The following is a 24,564-nucleotide window of genomic DNA, read 5'->3' on the forward strand; positions in this document are numbered from 1 at the left end:
CCGTGGGGGGTCCCGTCGCCTTCGTCCTTTTTGTCCGTCTTGTTCGTGCGGGCCGTCAGTGATGCCCGGGCAGGAGGCGTTCGACCGCCGCGTTGGCCGGGGGCAGGTCGGGGGTGCCGGCGGGCTTCGGCTTGGGGGCGAGGACGCCGCTGAGCGGGACGACCGAGGGCAGGTTCATGCCGCCGGTGTCGGCGGCGGCGGTTCCGGCGGTGGCGCCGGCCGCGCCCGCGGCGGCGAAGACGGTCAGGGCGGCTGCGGTGAGGATCCTCTTCATGCCCGTCGTAACGCGGACCGTGCGGATCCGGTTACGAGCGGGACAGGGGGAACGGCGGTCTTCCCTATGATGCGGACATGATCACGTGGTCGATGCGCCCGGCACGGGCGGAGGACGTCGAGGCCGTCGCCGATCTCCGGGCGGTGGTGATGCGGGACGACCTCGTCAGGCTCGGCTTCTACGACGAGCACCAGGTGCGGCAGCGCCTGCGGAACCGCTTCCGGGCCGAGCACACCTGGATCGTCGAGGTGGACGGGGCCTTCGCCGGCTGCGCGGCACTCGTCCCGAACGCCGAGGTCGGCGACCAGGGACACGGCCCCGACCACCGCGACACGGAGGGCTTCTGGCTGGAGCACTTCTACCTCGCCCCCGAGACCCAGGGCCGGGGATTCGGCACGGCGGTGCTGCGGGAGCTCCTCGACCGGGCGGACGCCGCGGGCCTGCCCGTGCGCCTGCAGTCCCTGCGGGGCAGCGCGGCCGTCCGGCTCTACGAGCGGGAGGGCTTCTCCGTGGAGACCGAGACCCAGCACGACCTGTGGATGATCAGGCCGCCCCGCGCGACCGCCGACGCAGGGCTCAGGTCTCCGCGATGAGCGCGGTGGCGACCGTACGGAACCCGAGCCGCCCGTAGAGCCGGGCCACGTCCGCGTCCGAGGCCGTCAGGAACACCAGCTCCGCGCCCCGCGCGCGGGCGTCCGCGACGAGCGCGGCCGTCACCGCGAGCCCGAGGCCGCGGCGGCGGGCCGACGGGACGGTGCCGACCCCGACGACCTCGGTGACCGCCCCGACGGGCTGGTGCTGCCCGGCCGCGAGGGCGCGGCCCTCGGGGCCGTACGCCGCCGCGAGCGCCGTGAGCCCGGCCGTGATCCGCTCGGCGACCCGCTCGGCCGTCCCGGGCTCCGGATCCATGCCGAAGGCGGCGTACGGGGCGGCGACGGCGCTCTCCAGGGCGGTGTCGTCCGCGCCGACCATCCGTACGGTGATCCCCTCGGGGGCCGGTACGGCGGTCCCTTCGCCCTCCAGGACCATCAGCGGGTGCTCGTGGACGGTGAGCCCGCTCGCCTCGACCGCCGCGCGCAGCCCCGGCGTGGTCTCCGCGACCCACTCGAAGGCCTCGGGCACGCCGAGCTCCCGCTGCCGGGCCCGTACGGCCTCCACGGCCTCGACCGGCACGTCGCCGGTGTGGCCGAGCGCGGGCCGGGCGTAGTAGGGCCAGCCCTTCCCCTCCTGCACGAACAGGGTCAGGGGCCCGTACGCCTCGGCGCGGGCGGAGGAACGGGGGACGGCGTCGTAGAACGTCTCGATTCGCTGCAGCACCGGGCCACGGTAGGGGGCGCCGAGGGAAACCGCAGGCCGTTTTCCGGCCGACGGCCGTCGGTGGCGGCGCAACCCGGACGGCTCGTGTCGCGACTCTCGGAAATCCACGCCGCACCCCCTACCGTGCCGCTATGCGGATCTCGACCACGATCTTCCTGACCGACGAGACCATCACCCCCGTGCGGCTCGCCCGCGAGCTGGAGGAGCGGGGCTTCGGCGGGCTCTACCTGCCCGAACACACCCACATCCCCGTCGACCGGACCACGCCCTACCCGGCGGGCGGCGAGCTGCCCCGGGAGTACAGCCGCATACTCGATCCCTTCGTGGCGCTCGGGCAGGCCGCCGCCGTCACCGAGCGGCTCGGGCTCGGCACCGGCGTGACCCTGATCGCCGAGCACGACGCGATCGCCCTCGCCAAGCAGATCGCGACCCTCGACCACCTCTCCGGGGGCCGCTTCACCCTCGGCGTCGGCTACGGCTGGAACCGCGAGGAGGCCGCCGACCACGGCGTCGACTGGTCCACCCGCCGGGCGCTCACCCACGACCGGCTGGCCCTGATGCGGGCGCTGTGGGCGCCGGAACCCACGGCGTACGAAGGGAGGTTCGGCCGCTCCGTCAGCGCCTCGGAGGCCTGGCCCAAGCCGGTCCGCGACGGCGCGCCCCGCATCCTGCTGGGCGGCGCGGCGGGCCCGAAGCTCTTCGCGCGGATCGCCGCGGAGGCGGACGGCTGGATGCCGATCGGCGGCCGGGGCCTCACGGAGTCGCTCCCGGTCCTCCGCGAGGCCTGGGAGTCCGCGGGCCGCGACCCCAAGACCCTCCGGCTCGTCCCGTACGCGGTCCTCCCGAGCCCCGGAAAACTCGCGCACTACGCGGAACTGGGCTGCGAGGAGGTCGTCCTCCAGCTCCCACCGGGCGACGAGCGGGAGGTCCTGGGGGTCCTGGACGAGTTCGCGCGGTACCTCTGAGCGATTGACTTCGGAATACGTTCCGAAGTACCTTCGGTTCATGCTGACCCAGACCGTCTCCTTCTCCGAGCTCTCGAAGAACTCGAAGCGGGTCGCCGAGAGGCTCGACAGCGAGTACCGCCTGCTCGTCACCCGCCGCGACGGCCAAGACCTGTACCTCACGACCGCCAGCTACGACCAGGACCGGGAGGAGACGGCCGACGTCACGGCCCGTCTCCTCGCCGCGCTCCTCGTCGCCGACGACGGCGCGCGCGTCATAGGGCGTGCCCTGCCCGTGGTCTTCCCCTGGGTGCGGCACCTGTCGGCCGAGGAGCTGCGCGAGTTCGTCGGGGACCTGGTGGACGCGACGCACGACGCGGCGCAGCTGGACGTCCACGCGACCCTCCACCGCACGATCGTGGAGTGGCGGGCGACGGCGCGCATCCTCGCCGACCCGGACCTCACCGCCCAGCTCACGCGAGCCCTCCCCGACCAGGACCACGGCGAGGTGACGGCGCCGTGACACCGAAGCGGGGCGACGACGTCGCCCCGCCGCCGGTCGGGCAGGAGTGGCGCCTGCGCTTCGCGACGAACGAGGCCGCCAAGGGATGGGCCGAGCTCGCGGCCGAAGCCCCCGGCAACACCCGCCGGTGCTTCGAAGCCCTGCGCGGCGACCCGCTCCGGCAGGACGATCCCGACCGGCAGCACAGGTTGCGCGGACGCCTCGCCACCGGGGTGCTCGGGGGGCGGATCTACCCGCAGTGGGAGTTCGAGGTGACGGCGGGAGGCCGCGTCCGGTACCTCGTGGACGAGCCGCGCGGGACGGTGCACCTGGTGTACGCAGCACCCCGCCATCCCAAGGACACCGACTGACCCCACCTTCCTACGGGGACCCGAACCCGCCCCGGCGTGCCCGCTCGTATGCTCGGTTCATGACGGATCACCAGGCAGGACGTCCCACCGGGAACGCCATGCGCCGCGCGCTCAAGCGGGCCAGGGACGGGGTCGCGCTCGATGTCACCGAGGCCGCCGTGCTGTTGCAGGCGCGCGGGGAGGACCTGGCGGACCTCGTCGCGTCCGCCGGGCGGGTACGGGACGCCGGTCTCGAGGCCGCGGGGCGGCCCGGAGTCATCACGTACTCGAAGAGCGTGTTCATACCGCTCACCCGGCTCTGCCGGGACAAGTGCCACTACTGCACCTTCGTCACCGTGCCCGGCAAGCTCCGCCGCGCGGGGCACGGGATGTTCATGTCGCCGGACGAGGTCCTCGACATCGCCCGCCGCGGGGCCGAGCTGGGCTGCAAGGAGGCCCTGATCACCCTCGGCGACAAGCCCGAGGACCGGTGGCCCGAGGCGCGCGAGTGGCTCGACGCGCACGGCTACGACGACACCCTCGCGTACGTACGGGCCATGGCGATCCGGATCCTGGAGGAGACCGGGCTGCTGCCCCACCTCAACCCCGGCGTCCTGTCCTGGACCGACTTCCAGCGCCTCAAGCCCGTCGCGCCCTCCATGGGCATGATGCTGGAGACCACCGCGACCCGGCTGTGGAGCGAGCCCGGCGGCCCGCACCACGGCTCGCCCGACAAGGAGCCGGCCGTGCGGCTCAGGGTCCTGGAGGACGCGGGCCGGTCCTCGGTGCCGTTCACGTCCGGCCTGCTGCTCGGCATCGGCGAGACCGTCGAGGAGCGCGCCGAGTCGCTGTTCGCGCTGCGGCGCGTGGCGCGCGCGTACCACTCGATCCAGGAACTGATCATCCAGAACTTCCGCGCCAAGCCGGACACGGCCATGCGCGGCATGCCCGACGCCGAGCTGGACGACCTGGTCGCCACCGTCGCCGTCGCGCGGCTCATCATGGGCCCCTCCGCCTGCCTCCAGGCCCCGCCCAACCTGGTCGACTCCGAGTACGAGCGGCTCATCGCCGCCGGCATCGACGACTGGGGCGGCGTCTCCCCGATCACCATCGACCACGTCAACCCCGAGCGCCCCTGGCCCCGGATCGAGGAGCTGGCCGAGCGTTCCGCCGCCGCCGGCTTCGAGCTGCGCGAACGGCTCTGCATCTACCCCGAGTTCGTCCAGCGCGGCGAGCCCTGGCTCGACCCCCGGATCCTCCCGCACGTCCGCGCCCTCGCCGACCCCGAGACCGGCCTCGCGAACCCCGCGGCGGAGGTCCGCGGCCTGCCCTGGCAGGAGCCCGACGAGGCCTTCACCGCCGCCGGCCGCACCGACCTCCACCGCACCATCGACACCACGGGCCGCACCCACGACCGGCGTGACGACTTCGACGAGGTGTACGGGGACTGGGAGGCGCTCCGCGAGGCCGCCGCCCCCGGGATGGCCCCGGAGCGCATCGACACCGACGTCCGCGAGGCCCTCGCGGTCGCCGCCGACGACCCGACGAGGCTCACCGACGCCCAGGCACTCGCCCTGCTCCACGCCGACGGTCCCGCGCTCGACGCGCTCACCCGGATCGCCGACGACGTCCGCCGGGCCGCGGTCGGCGACGACGTGACGTACATCGTCACGCGCAACATCAACTTCACCAACGTCTGCTACACCGGCTGCCGCTTCTGCGCCTTCGCCCAGCGCCGCACCGACGCCGACGCGTACACCCTCTCCCTCGACCAGGTCGCGGACCGCGCCCAGCAGGCCTGGGACGTCGGCGCCGTCGAGGTCTGCATGCAGGGCGGCATCCACCCGGACCTGCCCGGCACCGCGTACTTCGACATCGCGCGGGCCGTGAAGGAACGCGTCCCCGGCATGCACGTCCACGCCTTCTCCCCGATGGAGGTCGTCAACGGCGCCACCCGCACCGGCCTCTCCATCCGCGAATGGCTGACGGCCGCCAAGGAGGCGGGGCTCGACTCGATCCCCGGCACCGCCGCCGAGATCCTCGACGACGAGGTCCGCTGGGTCCTCACCAAGGGCAAGCTGCCCACCGCCACCTGGATCGAGGTCGTCACGACCGCCCACGAGCTGGGCATCCGGTCCTCCTCCACGATGATGTACGGGCACGTCGACCAGCCCCGCCACTGGCTCGGCCACTTCCGGACCCTCTCCCGCATCCAGCAGGAGACGGGCGGCTTCACCGAGTTCGTGACCCTCCCCTTCATCCACACCAACGCGCCCGTGTACCTCGCCGGCATCGCCCGGCCCGGCCCGACCGCCCGCGACAACCGCGCGGTCATCGCCATGGCCCGGCTCCTCCTCCACCCGCACATCCCCAACATCCAGACCAGCTGGGTCAAGCTGGGCACCGAGGGCGCCGCCGAGATGCTCCGCTCGGGCGCCAACGACCTGGGCGGCACCCTGATGGAGGAGACCATCTCCCGTATGGCCGGGTCGAGTTACGGCTCGTACCGCTCCATCCGCGACCTGGTCGCCATCGCGGACGAGGCCGGCCGCCCCGCGAAGCCGCGCACGACCCTCTACGGGGAGGTCCCCGAGGAACGGCAGCGCACGGCGACCGCCTCCGACGGGCACCTCCCCGAACTCCTCCCGCTCGTCCAGGAGTGAGGGGATGATGCGTCCATGACGCAGATCATCAAGGGGGGAAACCTCCCGCTCAGCGGCGAGCCCATGCGCGTCGCCGTCGTCCGCCGGGCCGGCGAGCCGGGAGAGCCGCAGGTGGACGCGGCTGCGCTGCTCGTCGCCGTCGACGGCACGGTGCGGGGCACGGAGGACCTGGTCTTCTACAACCAGCCGGAGCACGCGGGGAGCGGGGTCCGTCTTTCGGGCTCCGCCCACGGCGAGGGCGGGGTCCTCGCGGACTGGCTGGAGATCGACCCCGGCCGCGTGGAGCCGTCCGTGGACAGGATCGTGGTCGCGGCCTCCTGCGACGACGCCACTTTCGGGGAGGTCACCGGCCTGTACCTGCGGGCGGTGAGCGCGACGACCGGGGAGCAGCTGGCCCTGTACGCGGTCGAGGACGCGACGACGGAGACGGCGATCCTGCTGGGCGAGTTCTACCGCCGGGGTGGCGGGTGGAAGTTCCGCGCGGTGGGGCAGGGCTACGACTCCGGACTGCCGGGGCTGGCCAAGGACTTCGGGTTCTCGGTGCCGGAGGTGCCGGAGGTGCCGGAAGCTCCGGAGGCGCTGGACATCCCGGAGGCTCCGGAGGCGACGCCGGACATCCCGGAAGCGCCGGAGGTCCTGGACGTGTCGAAGGCTCCGGAAGTTCCGGAGGTGCCGCAGGCCCCGGCGGAGAGTGCGGTGCCGGCTCCCGCGCCCCTGGCCACCGGAGGCGTCCGCCCGGCGCACGGGAACCCGTGGCTCTCCGTACCGTCGCACTTCCTGCCGCCCCTGGGTGTGCCGTTGGCCCGGTGCAACGACCTTCCCGAGCAGATGGGCCCCGAGTTCGAGCCCGTCGAGTTCTCGGGCCGTGGGAAGGAGGACGTCGAGACCGGCCTCGCCCTTCCCAAGGGCTTCGTGGCCGTCGACGTGCTGAAGGAGGGCGTCGGGTACATCGAGGTCTTCACGCGCACCATCCGCGGGCGCCGATGGCGGGACGTGCTGAGCAGCGCACTTCCGGATCTGCACGGGGTGGGCGTCTTCCCCCACGACGGTCAGTCGCCGGTGCGGCTGAGGGTCGACGCGGAGAGGCAGGCCGCGTGGACGGTCAGGCTCCGGCCGGTGTCGACGCTGCGGTCCTTCGAGGGCCCCGGCCCCGTGGAGGGGTACGGGCCCGAGGTCCTGGCCCACACCGGTGACGAGACCGACGTCACGTACCGGTTCCAGGGCGACAAGGACAAGGAGGGGTACTTCGGCGTGCAGGCCCACCGGCGCGGCGGGCACTGGGAGTACGCGTTCGGCAGGCGGGACCGGGGGCGCGGCAGGGGCGCGATTCCCCGGGGCCCTCGCCTGCTGGTGGTCGAGAGCCCCGGCGGCTGGTCGATGGAACCCCGGGAGCCGAGGTTCGCGGGTTTCTGGACCCGCCGCTGAGGCCCGTCCCGGCCGTCACCCGACCAGCAGGTCCCTCCGGATCGCGTCATGACCGAACCTCGGGTGAACTGCGGTCAAAAGCGGACTGACGGACGTCCGATCACATAACGTTCCGTGCCCCGAACGCTCGTACCCGGTCGATTACAGTGCGGCGAGGAACCGTCAGCGAACCGCCGACCGGGGGAGGGCACGTCGTGACCACGACAGCCGCAGCCGTGTGGGGCCGTGCCGAGCAGCAGGACTTCCGGGCCCGCGTGCGGGGCTGTCTCCTCGGCGGAGCCGTCGGCGACGCGCTCGGGGCGGGGGCCGACGGCCTCACCCTCGCGGAGACGCGGGAGGCCCACGGAGCCGAGGGACTGACCGAGCCCGCGCCGGCGTACGGCCGGCGCGGCGCCGTCACCGCCGCCACCCAGATGAGCCTGTTCACCGTCGACGGCCTCATCCGCGCGCAGGTCCGCCGTGACACGGGCGCCTGGCACCCGCCCACCGACGTCCACCGGGCGCACCTGCGCTGGGCGGCGACGCAGCGCGACTGGGGCCCCGACGAGCGCCGCAAGGACAACGGCTGGCTCGCCCGCGAGGAGTGGCTCTACTCCCGCCGCAACCCGTCCCGCGCCTGCCTCACCGGCCTGGGCGACGAGCTCCTCGGCACCCTCGACAAGCCCAAGAACCCGGAGGCCGCCGACTCCGGGGCGCTCGTCCGCTCGGCGCCCTTCGGGCTCCTCGTCGGCTGGGAGCCGCAGCTCGTCTGCCAGCTCGCGGTGGAGTGCGCGGCGCAGACGCACGGCGCCCCGGCGGCCACGCTCGCGGCGGGCGCCCTCGCCGTCACGGTGCACGGTCTCGCGCGCGGCGGATCCGTCGAGGCGGCGGTGGCCCGGGCCGTGGAGCTGCTCGGGCAGCGCCCGGGCCACGAGCCGGTCACGGAGGCGCTCGCCGCGGCCCTCGGAGCCGTACGGGAAGGGGCGCCGGACGCGGAGCGGGTGGCCGGTCTCGGGGCGGCTGAGGACCGGGCCGAGGGGCAGCTGGCGGCGGCCGTCTACTGCGCCCTGGTCGGCGAGGACGTCCGGCACGGGCTGCGGCTGGCCGTGAACCACGACGGGCCCTCCTCGGTCACCGGGGCGCTCACCGGCGCGCTGCTCGGCGCCCTGCACGGCGAGACGGCCCTCCCGCCGGCCTGGCTGGCCGAACTGGAGGGCCGCGCGACGGTCCTGGAACTGGCGGACGACTTCGCGATGGAGATGACCCAGGGCGCCGCCCTGCACTCCGCCACCGAGGCCTCGCCGGGCTGGCTGGCCCGCTACCCCAGGGGCTGATCGGTCCGGGCGCCGCCCTGGGCGGGAATCCCGGCGGCCCCGGTCCCGTCCTCGTCCCCGTCCGGGTCCGTGCCGATCCGGTCCAGGAGCGCGTCCCGCTCCGGGGTGTCCTCGGGCCGGACGAAGCCGATGAGGACGTACAGGACGAGGGAGGTGGCGAGCGGCGAGACGATCTGGATCTGGAGCTCGATGCCGTCGAGGCCGTAGTTGGTGAGCCAGAAGGCGAAGAGCCCGGCCGCCCAGGAGACGAGCGCGGCAGTCGGGCCGGACCTCCGGAAGGTCTTCAGCAGGCCCAGCATGAACGGGATCGCGATCGGGCCCATCAGTCCGGCGACCCACTTGATGACGACGGTGATGATGTCCTTGAAGGTGGGGGAGTTGACCTGGGTGGCGACCGCCATCGACAGCGCGAGGAAGGCGATCGTCGACCAGCGCGCGGCGATCAGCCCGGCCCGCTGCGTCCAGCTCCGCGCCGCCTTGCTGAGGACGGGGGCGATGTCCCGGGTGAAGACGGCCGCGATGGCGTTGGCGTCGGAGGAGCACATGGCCATCGTGTGGGAGAAGAAGCCGACGATGACCAGGCCGAGCAGCCCGTGCGGGAGCAGCTGCTCGGTCATGAGGGCGTAGCTGTCGGAGGCGTCGGGCTTCTTCGGGTCGACGAGCAGCGGCGCGACCCACATGGGGAAGAAGAGGACGAGCGGCCAGACGAACCACAGGACGGCGGAGAGCCGGCCGGAGCGGGTGGCCTCGCGGGCGCTGGGGGTGGCCATGTAGCGCTGGGCCTGGTTCCACATGCCGCCGCTGTACTCGAAGGTCTTGATGAAGAGGTAGGCGAGGAGGAAGGTCAGCGTGTACGGGCCGGCCGTGGGCGCGGTGTGCCCCTGGAGCTCGGGCCGGTCCCAGACGTCCCACAGCGCGCTGACGCCGCCGAGCTCGGCGAGGACCGCGACGAGCATGGCGATGCCGGCGAAGAACTGGATGACGAACTGGCCGAGTTCGGTGAGGGCGTCGGCCCACAGGCCGCCGACGGTGCAGTAGATGCCGGTGATGACGCCGGTGATGAGGATGCCCTCGTTGAGGGAGATCCCGGTGAAGACGGAGAGCAGGGTCGCGATGGCGGCCCACTTGGCGCCGACGTCGACGATCTTCAGGAGGACGCCGGACCAGGCGAGCGCCTGCTGGGTGGGGAGGTTGTACCGGTTCTTCAGGTACTCCAGCGGGGAGGCGACGTGGAGCCGGGAGCGGAGCCGGTTGAGGCGGGGGGCGAAGAGGTGGGCGCCGATCGCGATGCCGATGGCGATGGGGAAGGACCAGGTGACGTACGAGGTGACGCCGTAGGTGTACGCGATGCCCGCGTACCCGGTGAACATCACGGCGCTGTAGCCGGACATGTGGTGCGAGATGCCGGAGAGCCACCAGGGCATCTTGCCGCCGGCGGTGAAGAAGTCGGAGACGTTGTCCACGCGCTTGTGGGACCAGACGCCGATCGCGACCATCACGCCGAAGTAGCCGATGAGCACGGCCCAGTCGAGACTGTTCATTGAGCCCCCTCCAAGGGGTCCGGTCCGCCTTGTGAACGCCGTTCATCGTGTGGGGAGTTCCGAGGCGGGGACAATGCAATGGAGGGTCAAGGGACAGTAAAATCGTTCTGTTTACTGACCCTTGTTCACGTCTATGAACTTATGGAAGGGGCTCGGACGGGCGTCAGCGCATCAGCTCCCCGGCGTTGACCAGCAGGGACTGGCCGGTGATGGCCCGCGCGCGGTCCGAGGCCAGGAAGGCCGCCGCCTCCGCCACGTCCCCGTCGGTCGCCAGCTCCGGCAGCGCCATCCGCTCGGTCAGCCGGGCCAGGACCTCCGCCTCCGCAACACCCTCGGAGTCCGCCGCGAACCGCACGTACGCCTGGACCGGCGGCCCCCACATCCAGCCCGGCAGCACGGTGTTGACCCGTATCCGGTGCGGCCCGAGTTCGTGCGCGAGCGAGTACATCGCCGAGGTCAGCGCCCCCTTCGAGGCCGCGTACGCCGCCTGCCGCACCTGTGAGGGCGCGGCGATCGCCGACTGTGTGCCGATCAGGACCACCGAGCCGCCGCGCTCCTTGAGGGCCGGGAGGCAGGCGCGGGTCATCCGCAGCGTGCCGAGCAGGTTGACGTCCAGGACGGCCTGCCAGGTCGCGAAGTCGGCGTCCTCCAGACCCCCGAAGTAGGAGTCCCAGGCGGCGACGTGGACGACCGCGTCGACCCCGCCGAAGCGCTCGACGGCGAGCCCGGCGAGGGCGGCGCACTGCTCCTCGTCGGTGATGTCCGTGGCCCGGTAGGCGGTGCGGCGGCCCTCCGGGTCGATCTCGGCGGCGGACTTGGCGAGGTTCGCCTCGGTACGAGCGCCGAGGACGGCGTTCCCGCCGTCCCGCACCACCGTCTCCGCGATCCGGTGGCCGAGCCCGGCCCCGACGCCCGACACGACGACCGTCTTCCCCTGGAGCAGCATCCGAACCCCTCTCAAGCCTGGCCAAGTATCTGACGGTCCGTCAGAGTGGTGGTCAGGTTAGGTCCCCGTCACCGACTTGGGAAGAGGTACGAGTGTGAGCGAGGAGACCCGCAGCGAGACGTACGCGGAGCTGGCGTCCGTCGGCCCGTACGGCGTGCGCCCCGGCCACGCCCTGATCACCATGGTCGAACCGCACCCGGGCCACGAGTACGCGTACAACCGCTGGTACGAGGACGACCACTACTACGCCGGCGCCATGGCCATGCCCTGGATGTACGCGGGCCGCCGCTGGGTCGCCACCCGCGAGCTCCAGGAGCTGCGCCGCCCGGAGAAGTCCGCCGTCGCCCAGCCCGTCACCGCGGGCTGCTACCTCTCCACGTACTGGATCACCGACGGCCGCTACGACGAGCACATGAAGTGGACCGTCGCCATCAACAAGCGCCTCAACCGCGACGCCCGCGTCCACCAGGACCGCACGCACGTCTTCACGGCCTTCCAGGACCACGAGGCGACCGTGTACCGCGACGGGGCGGGCGGCCCGCGCGACTTCCACGCCCTCGACCACCCCTACGCCGGACTGATCCTCCAGGTCGTCGACGCCGAGGGCCCCGAGGCGCGGGCGGACCTGCTCGAACGGCTGCGCTCGCGCGAACTGCCCGCACGGCTGGCCGGCTCACCGGCGGCGATGGTCACGGTCTTCCGCCCGACCCCGCTGCCGGGCGACCGCATGACGTACGTGAAGCAGGTGGAGGGCGTCGACACCCGGCTGACCCTGCTCTGGTTCCTGGAGCGGGACCCGCGCGAGTGCTGGACGGAGCACTTCGCGGACCTGGAGTCCCTGGGCGGGGAGGCGGCCCGGGTCGAACTGCTGGCCCCCTTCATCCCGACGGTGCCGGGCACGGACCGGTACGTGGACCAACTGCGCTGAGGGGCAAGGGGAGAAGGGGCCCGAAAAGGGCCGAGCCCTCTCGGCCAGGACGGCGGACCGGTCGAGAGGGCTCTTCGGGTACTGCGGGTGACGCGTGTGCTGCGGTACCGCGGGTGACGGCGGGAGCATCGGGGCTCAGAGCGCCCCGTTGCCCACCTCGCCGACGAAGGTGTTCCAGGAGCCCGGTCCGAAGGTGAGCGACGGACCCTCGGGAGCCTTGGAGTCACGCACCGCGATGGCGGCCACGACGGGGGACTTCACCTCGACGCAGGCGCCGTTCCCGCCGGAGTACGAAGACTTCGTCCACGTGTCCGTAGCACCCTGAAAAATCGCCATTATGCTCAACTCCGGTTCTGCCCAGTGGGGGTGTCCTACCGGCGTTCTTGCCGGCGTGATCGACGCTACTCGCCGGCCCCGCCCGGTGGGACCGGCGTTCACCCGACCGGGTGGCATATTCCAACTGCGCTTCCATGGGAGCGATCACGCGGTGTACGGTGCCTGGCCCACCCGCCCGGGATCAGCCCTGGGCGTGCTTCTTGGCCATCTTCGCGATGAACTCGCGGCTCTGCTCGACGTTCAGCGCCTGCGCCCTGAGGTGCTCGTACATGACGCTGTACTTGCCGACGTCCTGCGCCTTCTCCAGGTACAGGTCACTGGTCACGCCCTCGATGTAGACGACGCTGGAGTCGGACGTGTCCGGGAACTCCAGGATCGAGTACTGGCCGCTGATCCCCGGGTGCGCGCCCATCTCGAAGGGGATCACCTGCACGGTGACGTGCGGCAGGTGCGACTGCTCCACGAGGTGCTCCAGCTGCTGCACCATGAGCTGCCTGCTGCCGACGATCCGGTGCAGGGCGCCCTCGTCGATGACCGCCCACAGGCGCAGCGGACGCTCCTCGTCCCGGATGCGCTCCTGGCGGCGGGTGCGGACCGTGACGCGCTTGTCGATGTCCGCCGGCGTCGACTCCGGCATCGCACCGGAGATCACGGCCTCCGCGTACGCCGGGGTCTGGAGCAGTCCGGGGATGATCTGCGACTCGTACATCCGTAGGCTCTCGGCGTCCGTCTCCAGGCCGATGTAGACGCTGTACGGGATGTCGCCGAAGGCGTGCCACCAGCCCTGCTGGCGCGAGTCCTTCGCCATCTGCATGAGCGAGTCGACCATGCGCTCGTCCTCGACCTCGTACACCCCGCAGAGGTCGCGCACATCGCGCTGGCTGATGGAACGGCGGCCGTTCTCGAGGCGGCTGATCTTGGACTGGGAGACGAGAAGACGCTCGGCGACCTGCTCGGCCGTCATGTTCTTCGCTTCCCGGAGCTTGCGCAGCTCCTGGCCCAATCGGCGTCGCCTGACGGTGGGGTTGACGTTGGACGCCACGGAAACTGCACCTCCGGCTGCTGTCTGCCTGCGTAGCTGTGAGTATCTACCGCTTGGCAGACTGCCACCAAAGGTCGGGCGCGCGCTGGGAAACCGGCACAACGCACGTGTGCGGGGCGGCCTGACGGCCACCCCGCACACCTGTGCGGCTCCCGGAGGGGTTCCTGCGGTTCCTTGTTCCGCGGTCCGTACGACGGCTCAGTGAACCGCCGCGCGGGCCATGCTGCCGCGTGGCTGCGCCGGTACGCCCGCGGCGGGCGCACGGCGCGGCTGCGCCGCCGCACCGTTCTGGACGTCCATCACGGCGTGTGCCACGAGGCCGCCCATCGGGTCGTGCCGGATCAGGTCGCGCAGCCGGGACCGCGACGACCGTCCTTCGTTGCCGGGGTACAGGTGCTTGCCGAGACCGACCGCGTGGGCCAGTGCGGCGAGCGCCGCGGTCCGCGGGTCCGGCGGTACGCCGGTGCGGATCGCATTGTCCAGCCGGGAGCGGATCTCCCTGCTGATCGCCGTGTCCGTCGCCTGGTAGCGAGTCGTCGGCAACACCCCGCACATCTGGCCCTCCACGGCATGCACCATGCCGCATCGCTCCAGATGCGAGAGATACGTCTGACGGAGCCCCAGTCGGGGTCCGCCGATCCAATGGACGGCCCGAACCGGGCTGCCACGCCTGCGCAGCAGCTCCAGTGCGGAGTCCAAGGTCGGATCTCCGGTCGGCCGTGGCATCACCACGGCGATACGATCCCCGTCTGGGGCTATCCGTCCTGCCAGAGCCAGCTCCACTAGCTGTGCTCCGGCCAGGCCGAGGTCGAGCGACTGCGGCTGCGCTGTGGTACCCGTGGTCGGGTCCAGAGCGAGCAGCAGAAGCTCCTCCGGAATAGTTCTGCGGCTCCTGCCCATCCATGCCTCCCCGCGTGGATGAATGACAGGGTGACCCCTCTCACATTCATCTGTCGAGAGTGCCTGGGTGGTTCATCCGGGAACCAGTAGGTATGTCGTTCTCGTCTAGCACGGGGGCCAAGGGGTTCACACAGGACACTGGTACACGGTTCGGACGTACGCATGACGCATGGAGGAGGCACGGTGGCGGGCGAGTCCCCCGACAAGGCGGAGCAGCAGGGGTCGTCGGAGCGGGCGGCGGCCTCGGGCGGCGGCGGCCGGGATCCTCGGCTTTCCGCGCTCCGTGAGGCAGAGTCCGCGTCGCCGGGGTCGGATTCGTCCGCGTCGTCGGAGTCGCCCGAATCGTCGGGGACGTCGGGATCCTCGGCTTCCTCCGCGTCGGCGGTTCAGGTGGATCAGGCGACGGCCGTGTTCAGGACGCTGGCTCCCCGGACCCCGGAGGACGACGCGCCGAAGCAGGCCGTGCCCGCGCCCGCGTCCACGGACGCGCCCGGGGGCGACCGGCTGAAGGCGGCCGTGGCGGCGTGGGTGGCGTCGGCGGACGACGAGGAGCCGGAGTCGGGAACGGAGTCGGAGCCTGAGACGGGGTCCGAGTCGGGGTCCGGGGCGGAGTCGGCTTCGGAGCCGGCGGCCTCGGAGGAGCCGGCCGACGCGTCTGACGACGCGACGGTCGACGAGGCCGTGGGCGAGGCCGTGGACGAGCCCGCCGACGAGGCCGTTGACGCGCCCGTCGAGGGCAAGGCGCCGGCCGAGTCCTGGTTCGCGGCGCGGAAGCCGGTCGAGGCGGAGAAGGCCGCGGCCCGGTCCGACGCCGGTTCCGACGCCGGGACGGACGTCGAGGACGCGCCCGCGGCGGCCGCCCCGGCCTCCGGCGCGCGCCCGGCCTCCGGCGGGTCGACCGAGTCGCCCGACAGCGGCTCCGCCGCCGACGAGCCGGTGGCCGACGAGCCGGTCGATCAGCCGACCGCCATGTTCAAGATCGTCCGCCCGCCGGTGGCGCCCGTCGTGGACCAGCCGACGACCGCGCTGAAGCTCCCGCAGTCGCTGCGCGAGGACTACGACAGCGAGCGCACGAGCACCTTCGTACCGCTGCGCGCGGACATCCCCGCCGAGCGGAAGGCCGAGCGGAAGGCCGAGGAGGCCCAGGCGGCCCGGCAGGCCCAGGTGGCCCGGCAGGCCCAGGCGGCCCCCAAGGCGCCCGTGCCGGCCCCCGAGCCCGCCGGCGGAGCCCCCGAGGCTCCCCAGGCCCCCAAGGCCCCCCAGGCCGCGGAAGCCGCTCCGGCCCAGGCCTCCGCCCCCGTACCGCCGGCGTCCCTCGTCGAGGCGGAGCGGACCCGGCAGCAGCCGCTGCCGCCGCTGCCCCCGCTGGACCTGCTCGCGGAGCTCACGAACACCCCGCCGCCGAAGCCGAACGCACTGCGGACGACCGCGCGCCGGGTGCGGATCTGGACGCCGCTGGTCGTGCTCCTGCTGATCGTCTTTGCGATCGTGCAGATGGTCCGGCCGCTGCCGGACCCCGTTCTGACCCTCTCCGCCTCGCCGACCTTCACCTTCGAGGGCGGCGAGCTGCAGATGCCGTGGCCCAACGAGGGCCAGGGTGCCGTCGAGGTCGAGGGCGTCGGTTCCATGGGGATGTACGGACCCCAGAAGCCGGCCCCGATCGCCAGTGTCACCAAGACGATGACGGCGTACGTGATCCTGCGCGACCACCCGCTCAAGGGCAGCCAGAAGGGCCCTGAGATCGAGATCGACCAGAAGGCGGCCGAGCAGGGCAAGGCCGAGCACGAGTCGACGGCGGCGGTCCAGGAGGGCCAGACCTACACGCAGAAGGAGCTCCTGGAGCTCCTGATGATCCCGTCCGCGAACAACGTGGCCCGGCTGCTCGCGCGCTGGGACGCCGGTTCGGAGGCCGCGTTCGTCGAGAAGATGAACGCCGCCGCGAAGGACCTGGGCATGACCCAGTCCACGTACACCGACCCGTCGGGTCTGCTCGACAGCACCGTGTCGACCCCGCAGGACCAGCTGAAGCTGGCGAAGGCGGTCATGCAGTACGACGTGTTCCGCGAGATCGTGAACATGCCGAACGTGACGGTGGACGGCATCCCCGGCCGGATCGAGAACAACAACAACATCCTGCTCAAGCCGGGTGTGAGCGGCATCAAGACCGGCTCCTCCACGCCCGCCGGCGGCAACCTGCTCTGGGCGGCGAACACCATCGTCGACGGCGAGAACCGCCGCATCCTGGGCATCGTGATGGGCTCGAAGGACGCGGCCGACCTCGGCAAGAAGCTCCAGCTCGCCATCGACAACAGCTACCTGCTGATCCAGCAGGCGCAGAAGGACGTCACGTCCGCCGTCGTGGTCCGCAAGGGCCAGGTCCTCGGCCACATCGACGACGGCCTCGGCGGCCTGACCCCGGTCGTGGCGACGAAGGAGCTCAAGGCCATCGGCTGGCCGGGCCTCAAGGTGAAGCTGGAGCTCAACTCCGGCGGCAAGGCCGTGCCGCACTCGGGCAAGGCGGGCGACGTGATCGGTCAGGTGTCCATCGGCACGGGCGTGGGCAAGGTCAGCGCACCGGTCGCCCTGGAGAAGGACCTGGTGGAACCCGGCTTCGACAAGAAGCTGACCCGCCTGGGCTGAGCCGACGGTCATCCGCTCGGCCGGACGCCCCGGACCTCCGGGGCGTCCGGCTGTTAGCGTTTCCGGGGGACGAGCAGTACGGGAAAGGGCAGCAGTGACCACCGCTGAGCCGACGCGCGCGGATCGCGCCGACGACCACGCCGACGGCGAGGATCACACCGATGAAGCCGACCGAGCCGACCGCACCGAACCGTCCTCCGTTTCCCCTTCTTCCCCCTCGCGAATAGTGCTCCCGTCCCAGCGCCCGTCCCCGGAGCCCACGACCGCACCCGCCTCGGCGGCGCGCCCGGCCGCCGAGCCGCGCCCGCGCCGCAAGCGCCGCTGGACGGTCCTGACGGCCACCGGGGTCGCGGCCGTCACCCACATCCTCTGGTTCTACTTCTTCGCGAACAGCGGCGGAGACCTGGCCGCGCAGGACGCGTGGGCCGAGTTCGTCGGACGGCACCCGGACTCCGCGTACAACCTGGCCTGGTACGGCGGGATGCACCCGGTCTCGTACAGCGTCGTCTCGCCGTACCTGATGTCGCTGCTCGGCGTCCGCAGCACGATGATGGTCGCCGGGACGCTGTCGGCCGCGCTCACCGCGCTGATCCTGGTGCGCGTGCCCGCGGTCCGCAATCCGATGGCCTGCTCGCTCGCGGCGGTCTTCGCGTTCCTGTGCAACGCGCTCTCGGGCCGGGTGACCTTCGGTCTCGGCATGATGTTCGCGCTGGGCGCGGTCGCGGCCGTCTTCTGCTGGCCGCACCGCTGGCGGCGCAAGCGCTGGGCGAAGGCGGCGGTCGCCGCACCGCTCGCCGGCCTCGCGACGGCGTGCAGCCCGGTGGCCGGGCTGTTCCTCGGGGTCGCGGCGGCGGCCCTGTTCCTGAACAAGCGGCGCCCCGGCGCGTACGCGCTGGGCCTGGCCCCGGTGGCGGTCGTCGCCGTCTCCTCCTGGCTCTTCCCCTTCTCGGGCACGCAGCCGATGGCCTTCGGCTCGACGGCCCTGCCGCTGCTCTTCGGGATCCTGGTCTTCGTCCTCGTACCGGGGGACTGGCGCACGGTCCGCACCGCGGCGGCGGTGTACACGATCGGCACGCTCCTCACCTGGCTGATCGACTCGCAGATCGGCTCGAACATCTCGCGGCTGCCGATGCTCTTCGCGGGCGTCGTCCTGCTCGCCGCGCTGCCGTACACGGCGCCGCGCTCCCGCCGCTGGTACGCGCTCGTGCTGGCCTTCGTCGGGCTGAACTTCTGGATCGGCTTCAAGGGCGTCGACGACGTCATCCGCACCGCCCCGGACGCCTCCTGGGCGCGCGAGCTCGCGCCGCTGGTCAACCAGCTCCAGGTGCGGGACGCGGGCAAGGCGCGGGTCGAGGTCGTCCCGGCCTCCAGCCACCGCGAGTCCTCGGCGCTCAGCCCGTACATCAACCTGGCGAGGGGCTGGAACCGGCAGGCGGACATGGAGCGCAACCCGCTCTTCTACGACGACACGCTCAACGCCGTGAACTACGAGGACTGGCTCCACCGCTGGGCCGTCCACTACGTGGTCCTGCCCACCGGCGCCCCCGACTCGGGCGCCGAGCAGGAGGCGGAACTGGTCGGCGAGGGGCTGCCGTACCTGAAGCAGGTCTGGTCGGACGAGAACTGGCGGCTGTACGAGGTCGAGAACCCGACTCCGCTCGCGGAGGCGCCCGCGCAGGTGCTGAGCGCGGAGGAGAACGAGGTCGTGATCCGCGTGGGCAGCCCCGGCCGGGTCCAGATCCGGGTCCCGTACTCGCCGTGGCTCGCGCTCATGGACGAGAACGGCGGCAAGATCGAGGCCCCGCAGGAGACGGAGGCCTCGAAGCTGGCCCGCGAGGAGTCGGAGACGGAGCTCCCGAAGGTCTTCGCCAACGAGGAGGGCTGCCTCTTCAAGGCGGAGGCGGACACGGAGGGCGACGAGTGGACGGAACTCGTGGCCCCGAAGGCCGGCGTCTACCGCCTGGCGGCCCCGTACAAGCTCTCCCGGGGCACACCGTGCCCGGAGGAACTCCGCTGACCGCCCTCGGCGGCTGAGGACCTGCGGCCGCCGACCACTCTTCGGCCGCCGACCACCCGCACCTGCTGACGACCCTCAGCCGACGACAGCCCCGCCACCGAACGAGGCGAGCATCCGCCGCATCCCCGCGGCGTGCCCGCCGCTCCCGATGACGAGGACCCGATAGACCCACCCGGCCACCCCGGGAAACGCGGCCCGGCTCTCGGCCCGGAGCCGCGTCCGGCCGTCGGTGAGCTCCTCGATCCGAAAGACCAGGGAGTACACGGAGAACCGGTGCCGCCCCTCCAGGGCGAGCTCCCGCCCCGGTACGACCCGAACGACCCGGAACCCGGGAAACACGGCCCCCTCGGCCAACGGCCGGGGCCCACCCGCCTCCCGCGGCTCGGCCCGCACGACCCGCGCGTAGGAGGCGAGCCACCCCCGCGACAACGCCCGCTCGACCCCGTCCCGCACCCGCGCCCACGCCTCGTCGGCCCCGGCCCCGACGACGACGGCGTGCTCGTCGACGTACGGCAGCGTGTCCATGAGGTCTCGCCTCCCGAGGCGTGGGCCGGATCCGACGAAGGCCCCGCCGTCCACACGGACGACAGGGCCTCTGACCTGCTACTTCACTGTGCCCCCGGCAGGATTCGAACCTGCGACACCCGCTTTAGGAGAGCGGTGCTCTATCCCCTGAGCTACGAAGGCGGGGCTACTGATCGCTGACAGCCTAGCGGATGGGGGTTCGGGGGGTCGCCCCCGAGCCGCACGACAAGGGCCGTACCCCTGCTCGGGGTGCGGCCCTTCGGTGTGCGTCAGCTTGTTGCACGGGGGTCTGCAGCAAGCTGACACCGAATGCCGTGGAGTGGCCCCTGCCCCGCTGGCATTGTCTTTCTCAGCGGAAACGCAGAGGGAACACAGAAGCGGAACCCAGGGGGAAACAGTGCGGATTCGAATCACTTCGGCAGTTGCTTGTCTGGCTCTGACGATCGCCGGTCTCACTGTGGCGGCGGGCAGCGCGGCTGCCGCCGAGCAGGGTGAGGGACAGGGTGTCGGCCGGAGTGCCGGACTGCACGGTGAGGCGCAGTGGCCGGTGCCGGTGCCGCCGGAGGTCGGGGAGCTGATCTGCGAGATCCGGGCGAGCCTGCCGCACGTGCCGCACCTGGTTCCGATGCCGGACTGCAAGCCGGTCAACGGCTGGCAGTAGTTCCCGCCCCTTTCCACGACTGCTGATCCAGAGGGCGAGAGCAGAGATGGTCATGACAAGTCAGCTCCCGAGTGTCACGGAATTCCCGGGTGGTTCGGAATACGTTCTCGAAGTCGTCGACCTACGGGTGAGATACGCCGACGTCGAAGCGGTGGCGGGGATTTCCTTCTCCGTCGCTCCGGGCGAGATCTTCGGTCTCCTCGGCCGTAACGGAGCCGGCAAGACCAGCACCATCTCGGCCGTCGCGGGGCTGCGCAGGCCCGATGCGGGACAGGTCCGCATCCTCGGTGAGGACGCGCTCGCGCACACCGATCTCCTGCGCGCCTCCCTCGCCCTCCAGCCCCAGCAGGCCAGTCTCTTCCCGCGGCTGAAGGTCAGGGAGACCCTGGAGACCTGGGCCGCGCTCTACCCGGCGCCCCGGGACGTGGACGCCCTGCTCGACGAGATCGGCCTGGCCGAGAAGGCCGGGGCGCGTTCCGCCCGGCTCTCCGGCGGCCAGCAGCAGCGGCTGCTGCTCGCCACGGCGCTGGTCGGCGACACCCCCGTGGTCGTCCTCGACGAACCCACGACCGGACTCGACCCGCACGCCCGGCACGCCGTCTGGGACCTGATCCGCAGGGCCCAGGCCGGCGGCACCAGCTTCCTGCTCACCACCCACGCCATGGCCGAGGCGGAGGAGATGTGCGACCGCCTCGCCGTCATGCACGAGGGGCGGATGGTGGCGGCCGGCTCCCCGGCCGAGCTGATCGCCCGACACGCGTCGGGGGGTGTCGTGTCCGTACGGACCGAGGACTCCGGCCTCGCCGACCGGGTGCGCGCACGTCACGGAGACGCCGTGACCGCCGTCGAGTCGGCCGGGCGCTCGGGGCGCACCCGCTTCGAGGTGACGGCGGACGACCCGCACGCCACCGCCGCGTGGATCACCGGACTCGACCCCGCGGCCGACGTCCGGCCGCGCCCCGCGACCTTGGAGGACGTGTTCCTCCGTCTCACCGGAACCTCGCTCGAACCCACATCGGACACGGCGGAAGGACAGGAGGGCATGCGATGAACCACGTCAGTGTCGAGGCGCCGACCGTCTCCACCACACGTCAGTTGAAGGCGCTCTCCCGGGCCATGACCCGGCAGCTCCTGCGCGATCCCGCGGCGCTCTTCTTCACCGTGGTCTTCCCCCTGCTGATGGCGGTGTTCTTCGTCGTCCTCATGCAACTCACCTGGGTACGGGGCCCCTTCGACCTCGCCGTCGTCGGAACCGGCCCCCAGGCGACAGCGCTCCAGGAGGCGCTCGGCGGCGGCAGTACGGCCGTCGCCGTCGCCGAGGCCGGCCCGCAGCCCGGCAAGGCGGCGCTGATCGTGCCCGACGCGGCCTCCCGCACCCTGCGGATGGCCGTCGATCCGGAACAGCCGTCGGTGGTGGCCGCGGTACGCGCCGCCCTGGACGACACCGGCTGGCAAGGATGGGAAGTGACGGCCGTCGGCAGCGACGGGTCCGTGCTCTTCGACCCCATGGCCTTCGTCATCCCCGGCGTCCTCGCCTTCGCGCTGCTCTCGCTCGCCCTGACCGGTACCGCCTCCGCCCTCGTCGCGATGCGGGCCAGCGGCACCCTGCGGCTGCTGTCGACGACCCCCGCCCGCCGGCCCGCCGTCCTGCTCTCGCTCCTCCCGGGCCGAGGACTGCTGGCCCTCGCCGTGCTCGCCCTGATGGGAACGGGCGCCGTCGCCGGCGGACTCCTGGAGCCGGCCTCGATGCTGCGGCTGCTGCTGACCACGGCCATCGGCCTGGTGATGCTGCTCGCCCTGGGCTACCTCCTCGGCGGACTGCTCTCCTCACCCGAGGTGACCAACGCGATCTCCGGGCTGCTCACCCCGGTCCTCCTGATGAGCACGGGACTTCTGTTCCCCCTCGAACTCCTCCCCGACTCGGTGGCCGGTCCGCTCTCCTGGACCCCGCTGGCGATGTTCGGAGACGCCCTGCGCCACGACGTGGTCGGCGGGATCACCCGCCACGCCCTGTGGCTCGACTGGACAGTGATGGCGGCGACGGCCGCGGGGCTCACCGCCCTCGCGGCACGGACGTTCCGCTGGGACACGGAGCGTGCATGATGACCGTTCGTACGATGGACCAGAACCCGGCCGGGAACGCCGCCGGCACGGACCACCCCGCCATACCCGACTCGCTCCTCCGTATCGGCCAACTGGCCTCCTCCTACGGCCTGGTGAACCGCGTCACGCGGCTCCCCGTCGCCGAGGGCGAACCCGACTTCCCGATCTTCACGGCCTCGCTCGGCAACCCCGGCGAAGTCCTCAGCGAGCAGTCCGGCTGGGAGCACAACCCCAGCTCCGGGAACTTCGACGGAGCCGGCGGTGACCTCGACCCGGAGCGCGCCGCGCACCTCGCGGTCGCCGAATCGCTGGAACGGTACTCCTCCTGCGCCCGGGACCCCGAGCAGATCGTCTGGGCGACCGCCGCCGAACTCGGCGAGGACGCCATCCCCAGCGACCACTGGCCCCGCTGCTCGCCGGCCGAACTGGCCGACCCCCGCAGCGGTCTCGTCCCCACCGACCCCGACGGCCCCATGCGCTGGGTGCGCGGCTGGTCCTTCACCCGCAACCGCCCGGTGTACGTGCCGGCCATGCAGGTCTGGCTGAAGAATCCCGTGGAGTCCGTCGCGGAGCGCTACGTCCACCCGGTCTCCACCGGCTGCGCCGCGCACTCCGACCCGGCCGCCGCCGTCGTCAACGGCATCCTGGAGATCGTCGAACGGGACGCCATCGCGCTCACCTGGCTCCAGCGGCTGAGGCTCCCCCGGCTGGAGTTCGACCCGGCCGAACTGGCCCCGGAGTTCCGGGCCTTCGTCGAGCGGGGCAGCAGCGAACGACTCCGTACCCAGCTCTACGACGCCACCACCGACCTCGGCATCCCGGTGATCTACGGGGTGCAGCTCGCCGACGACGACCGGGTCATCGCCCAGCTCGTCGCCGCCACGGCGGAACTGGACCCCGGCAAGGGGATCGCCAAGCTCTACCGCGAGGCGTCCTCCCTCCGGATCGCGCTCCGCCACATGGCCCGCGCCGCCGAGAAGGAGCCCACGACCCCCGCGGCGGAGGAGGACATCGTCAGCGTCGTCGACGGCGCCCTGCTGTCCGGCCCGCTGTCCCAGCGCCACCGCTTCGACTTCCTGCTGGAGGGCGAACGCCCGGTGCACGGGCTGCGCGACCTCCCCCGGGCCCCGTCCGAGGAGCCGCTGCCCGCCCTGGCCTGGCTCCTGGAGCGCCTGCACGGCGCCGGCTGCGAGGTCGTCGCCGTCGACCTCACCACCGACGAGGCCGAGCAGGTCGGAGCCACCGTCGTCCGGATGCTCGTGCCCCAGCTCATGCCGCTGTCCTTCGTGCACCGGGCCCGCTACCTGGCACACCCCCGGCTCTACGCGGCACCCGCCGCCATGGGCCACCCGGTACGCGGCGAAGCCGACGTCAACCCGCACCCGCAGCCTTTCGCCTGATCCCCGAACGTCCGACGAGGAGTCCCAAGATGACCGATCCGCGCCTGCTGATCCTCGCCGCGGGAGCGTTCGGCACCGCCGTCGCCGAAGGGCTGGCCGCACGCCACGCCGGGTCGACCGTGCTCGACGTGAACCAGGGCACGCACCCCAGCCTGTGGCCCGACAGCGATCTGATCGTGCTGGCCACCGGACAGGACCGGGAGGTGCTGGCCGACATGGTGGACGCCAGCGCCCACGCCTGGAAGCGGCCCTGGTTCGCCGTCCAGGCCGGCCCCCTCGACCTGCGGTGCGGACCGGTGGTCGTCCCCGGCCGCACCGCATGCCACCGCTGCTACACCCGTCGCCGCGCCCAGCACACCGCCCCGACGGCGGACGGCACCCGCGGCGACGCGAACACCGCGCCCCCGGTCTCCGGGCACGCCCCGCACCACGTCGCCATCGCCGTGGGCCTCGCGGACCAGGCGGTGCGCGAGGCCCTGGCCGAACCCGGCGAGCCGGGCGCGGCGGAGGGCATCGGCGGCACCGTGCGGATCTTCGGGGTCGTGGAGGGCGCCACCTCCACCTCGGCGGTCGTCGCCGTCGACCGGTGCGCCCGCTGCCGGCCGGCCCGCACGCCCGAGAGCCGCCTCCGGCGGTTCGAGGCGATCGCGACGGAGCTCGCGGCCCTCCCGGCGCCCGCCGGCCGGTGACCCCGGACCCGCGCACGAACCAGCACCGCACCTCGTACGACCCGTACC

The 24,564-nt window shown here is 72.4% G+C and carries 23 protein-coding genes and 1 tRNA gene; 15 read left to right on the plus strand and 9 right to left on the minus strand.

Features of this window, described 5'->3' with window-relative positions:
• Positions 1 to 55 precede the first annotated feature (55 nt).
• Positions 56 to 274 (minus strand): hypothetical protein, encoded by a 219-nt coding sequence (locus ACF08F_RS23030; RefSeq protein ID WP_392300412.1) that lies wholly within the window; start codon positions 272 to 274, stop codon positions 56 to 58.
• Positions 275 to 351: 77 nt separating this feature from the next.
• On the opposite strand from ACF08F_RS23030, the gene ACF08F_RS23035 reads away from it, so the two are divergent.
• Positions 352 to 867: a GNAT family N-acetyltransferase gene (locus tag ACF08F_RS23035; protein ID WP_392300413.1), complete on the plus strand. Its 516-nt coding sequence runs from the start codon at positions 352 to 354 to the stop codon at positions 865 to 867.
• Here ACF08F_RS23035 and ACF08F_RS23040 read toward each other — a convergent pair.
• Positions 851 to 1,591 (minus strand): GNAT family N-acetyltransferase, encoded by a 741-nt coding sequence (locus ACF08F_RS23040; protein WP_392300414.1) that lies wholly within the window; start codon positions 1,589 to 1,591, stop codon positions 851 to 853. The two genes, ACF08F_RS23035 and ACF08F_RS23040, sit on opposite strands and share 17 nt — an antisense overlap.
• A 131-nt stretch (positions 1,592 to 1,722) precedes the next feature.
• Here ACF08F_RS23040 and ACF08F_RS23045 point away from each other — a divergent pair, with 131 nt between their 5' ends.
• From ACF08F_RS23045 to ACF08F_RS23070, 6 genes are all read left to right on the plus strand, one after another.
• On the plus strand, positions 1,723 to 2,556 hold the full coding sequence (locus ACF08F_RS23045) for an LLM class F420-dependent oxidoreductase (protein ID WP_392300415.1): 834 nt from the start codon (positions 1,723 to 1,725) through the stop codon (positions 2,554 to 2,556).
• A 40-nt stretch (positions 2,557 to 2,596) separates the two neighbouring features.
• Positions 2,597 to 3,058: a prevent-host-death family protein gene (locus ACF08F_RS23050; protein ID WP_392300416.1), complete on the plus strand. Its 462-nt coding sequence runs from the start codon at positions 2,597 to 2,599 to the stop codon at positions 3,056 to 3,058.
• Positions 3,055 to 3,408 (plus strand): hypothetical protein, encoded by a 354-nt coding sequence (locus ACF08F_RS23055; protein WP_392300417.1) that lies wholly within the window; start codon positions 3,055 to 3,057, stop codon positions 3,406 to 3,408. The genes ACF08F_RS23050 and ACF08F_RS23055 overlap by 4 nt, the downstream gene beginning before the upstream one ends.
• A 59-nt stretch (positions 3,409 to 3,467) precedes the next feature.
• The gene (locus ACF08F_RS23060) at positions 3,468 to 6,050 is read left to right on the plus strand and encodes a bifunctional FO biosynthesis protein CofGH (RefSeq protein ID WP_392300418.1); all 2,583 of its coding nucleotides are present in this window, start codon (positions 3,468 to 3,470) and stop codon (positions 6,048 to 6,050) included.
• Positions 6,051 to 6,065: 15 nt separating this feature from the next.
• Positions 6,066 to 7,475: a TerD family protein gene (locus ACF08F_RS23065; protein WP_392300419.1), complete on the plus strand. Its 1,410-nt coding sequence runs from the start codon at positions 6,066 to 6,068 to the stop codon at positions 7,473 to 7,475.
• Between the two features lie 194 nt (positions 7,476 to 7,669).
• The gene (locus ACF08F_RS23070; protein WP_392300420.1) at positions 7,670 to 8,788 is read left to right on the plus strand and encodes an ADP-ribosylglycohydrolase family protein; all 1,119 of its coding nucleotides are present in this window, start codon (positions 7,670 to 7,672) and stop codon (positions 8,786 to 8,788) included.
• On the opposite strand, the gene ACF08F_RS23075 is transcribed toward ACF08F_RS23070, so the two are convergent.
• Positions 8,773 to 10,329 (minus strand): sodium:solute symporter family protein, encoded by a 1,557-nt coding sequence (locus ACF08F_RS23075; protein ID WP_392300421.1) that lies wholly within the window; start codon positions 10,327 to 10,329, stop codon positions 8,773 to 8,775. The genes ACF08F_RS23070 and ACF08F_RS23075 overlap by 16 nt on opposite strands.
• Positions 10,330 to 10,492: 163 nt before the next feature.
• Positions 10,493 to 11,275: an SDR family oxidoreductase gene (locus ACF08F_RS23080; protein WP_392300422.1), complete on the minus strand. Its 783-nt coding sequence runs from the start codon at positions 11,273 to 11,275 to the stop codon at positions 10,493 to 10,495.
• Between the two features lie 94 nt (positions 11,276 to 11,369).
• Between ACF08F_RS23080 and ACF08F_RS23085 the strand changes: the two genes are divergently transcribed.
• Positions 11,370 to 12,203 (plus strand): hypothetical protein, encoded by an 834-nt coding sequence (locus tag ACF08F_RS23085; RefSeq protein WP_392300423.1) that lies wholly within the window; start codon positions 11,370 to 11,372, stop codon positions 12,201 to 12,203.
• Between the two features lie 135 nt (positions 12,204 to 12,338).
• Here ACF08F_RS23085 and ACF08F_RS23090 read toward each other — a convergent pair whose 3' ends face one another.
• From ACF08F_RS23090 to ACF08F_RS23100, 3 genes are all read right to left on the minus strand, one after another.
• A complete protein-coding gene (locus ACF08F_RS23090; protein WP_392300424.1) occupies positions 12,339 to 12,539 on the minus strand; it encodes a DUF397 domain-containing protein in 201 nt (66 codons plus the stop codon).
• A 181-nt stretch (positions 12,540 to 12,720) separates the two neighbouring features.
• On the minus strand, positions 12,721 to 13,581 hold the full coding sequence (locus tag ACF08F_RS23095) for a helix-turn-helix transcriptional regulator (RefSeq protein WP_055642931.1): 861 nt from the start codon (positions 13,579 to 13,581) through the stop codon (positions 12,721 to 12,723).
• A 198-nt stretch (positions 13,582 to 13,779) separates the two neighbouring features.
• Positions 13,780 to 14,481: a GPP34 family phosphoprotein gene (locus ACF08F_RS23100; RefSeq protein WP_150269251.1), complete on the minus strand. Its 702-nt coding sequence runs from the start codon at positions 14,479 to 14,481 to the stop codon at positions 13,780 to 13,782.
• A gap of 408 nt (positions 14,482 to 14,889) precedes the next feature.
• Here ACF08F_RS23100 and ACF08F_RS23105 point away from each other — a divergent pair, with 408 nt between their 5' ends.
• On the plus strand, positions 14,890 to 17,121 hold the full coding sequence (locus ACF08F_RS23105) for a serine hydrolase (RefSeq protein ID WP_392300425.1): 2,232 nt from the start codon (positions 14,890 to 14,892) through the stop codon (positions 17,119 to 17,121).
• Between the two features lie 94 nt (positions 17,122 to 17,215).
• Positions 17,216 to 19,138, plus strand: coding sequence for an MFS transporter (locus ACF08F_RS23110; protein ID WP_392300426.1), 1,923 nt, complete (start codon positions 17,216 to 17,218; stop codon positions 19,136 to 19,138).
• A 75-nt stretch (positions 19,139 to 19,213) separates the two neighbouring features.
• On the opposite strand, the gene ACF08F_RS23115 is transcribed toward ACF08F_RS23110, so the two are convergent.
• Positions 19,214 to 19,663: a hypothetical protein gene (locus tag ACF08F_RS23115; RefSeq protein WP_392300427.1), complete on the minus strand. Its 450-nt coding sequence runs from the start codon at positions 19,661 to 19,663 to the stop codon at positions 19,214 to 19,216.
• An 89-nt stretch (positions 19,664 to 19,752) separates the two neighbouring features.
• Positions 19,753 to 19,825: transfer RNA gene (locus tag ACF08F_RS23120), tRNA-Arg, on the minus strand.
• A gap of 295 nt (positions 19,826 to 20,120) precedes the next feature.
• Between ACF08F_RS23120 and ACF08F_RS23125 the strand changes: the two genes are divergently transcribed.
• The 5 genes from ACF08F_RS23125 (at position 20,121) to ACF08F_RS23145 (ending at position 24,516) form a co-directional block, all read left to right on the plus strand.
• Entirely contained in the window at positions 20,121 to 20,324 is a 204-nt protein-coding gene (locus ACF08F_RS23125; protein WP_392300428.1) for a hypothetical protein, read from the plus strand.
• A gap of 151 nt (positions 20,325 to 20,475) precedes the next feature.
• Entirely contained in the window at positions 20,476 to 21,375 is a 900-nt protein-coding gene (locus ACF08F_RS23130; protein ID WP_392300429.1) for an ABC transporter ATP-binding protein, read from the plus strand.
• Positions 21,372 to 22,427 (plus strand): ABC transporter permease, encoded by a 1,056-nt coding sequence (locus ACF08F_RS23135; protein ID WP_392300430.1) that lies wholly within the window; start codon positions 21,372 to 21,374, stop codon positions 22,425 to 22,427. Before ACF08F_RS23130 ends, ACF08F_RS23135 begins: the two co-directional genes overlap by 4 nt.
• Positions 22,424 to 23,827, plus strand: a complete 1,404-nt coding sequence (locus tag ACF08F_RS23140) for a YcaO-like family protein (protein ID WP_392300431.1) — start codon at positions 22,424 to 22,426, stop codon at positions 23,825 to 23,827. Before ACF08F_RS23135 ends, ACF08F_RS23140 begins: the two co-directional genes overlap by 4 nt.
• 29 nt (positions 23,828 to 23,856) lie before the next feature.
• Complete coding sequence (locus ACF08F_RS23145) at positions 23,857 to 24,516, plus strand: TOMM precursor leader peptide-binding protein (protein WP_392300432.1); 660 nt, start codon at positions 23,857 to 23,859, stop codon at positions 24,514 to 24,516.
• The last annotated feature ends 48 nt before the right edge of the window (positions 24,517 to 24,564 follow it).

The sequence above is a fragment of the Streptomyces sp. NPDC015130 genome, assembly GCF_043080005.1.
In the GTDB taxonomy this organism is placed as follows: domain Bacteria; phylum Actinomycetota; class Actinomycetes; order Streptomycetales; family Streptomycetaceae; genus Streptomyces.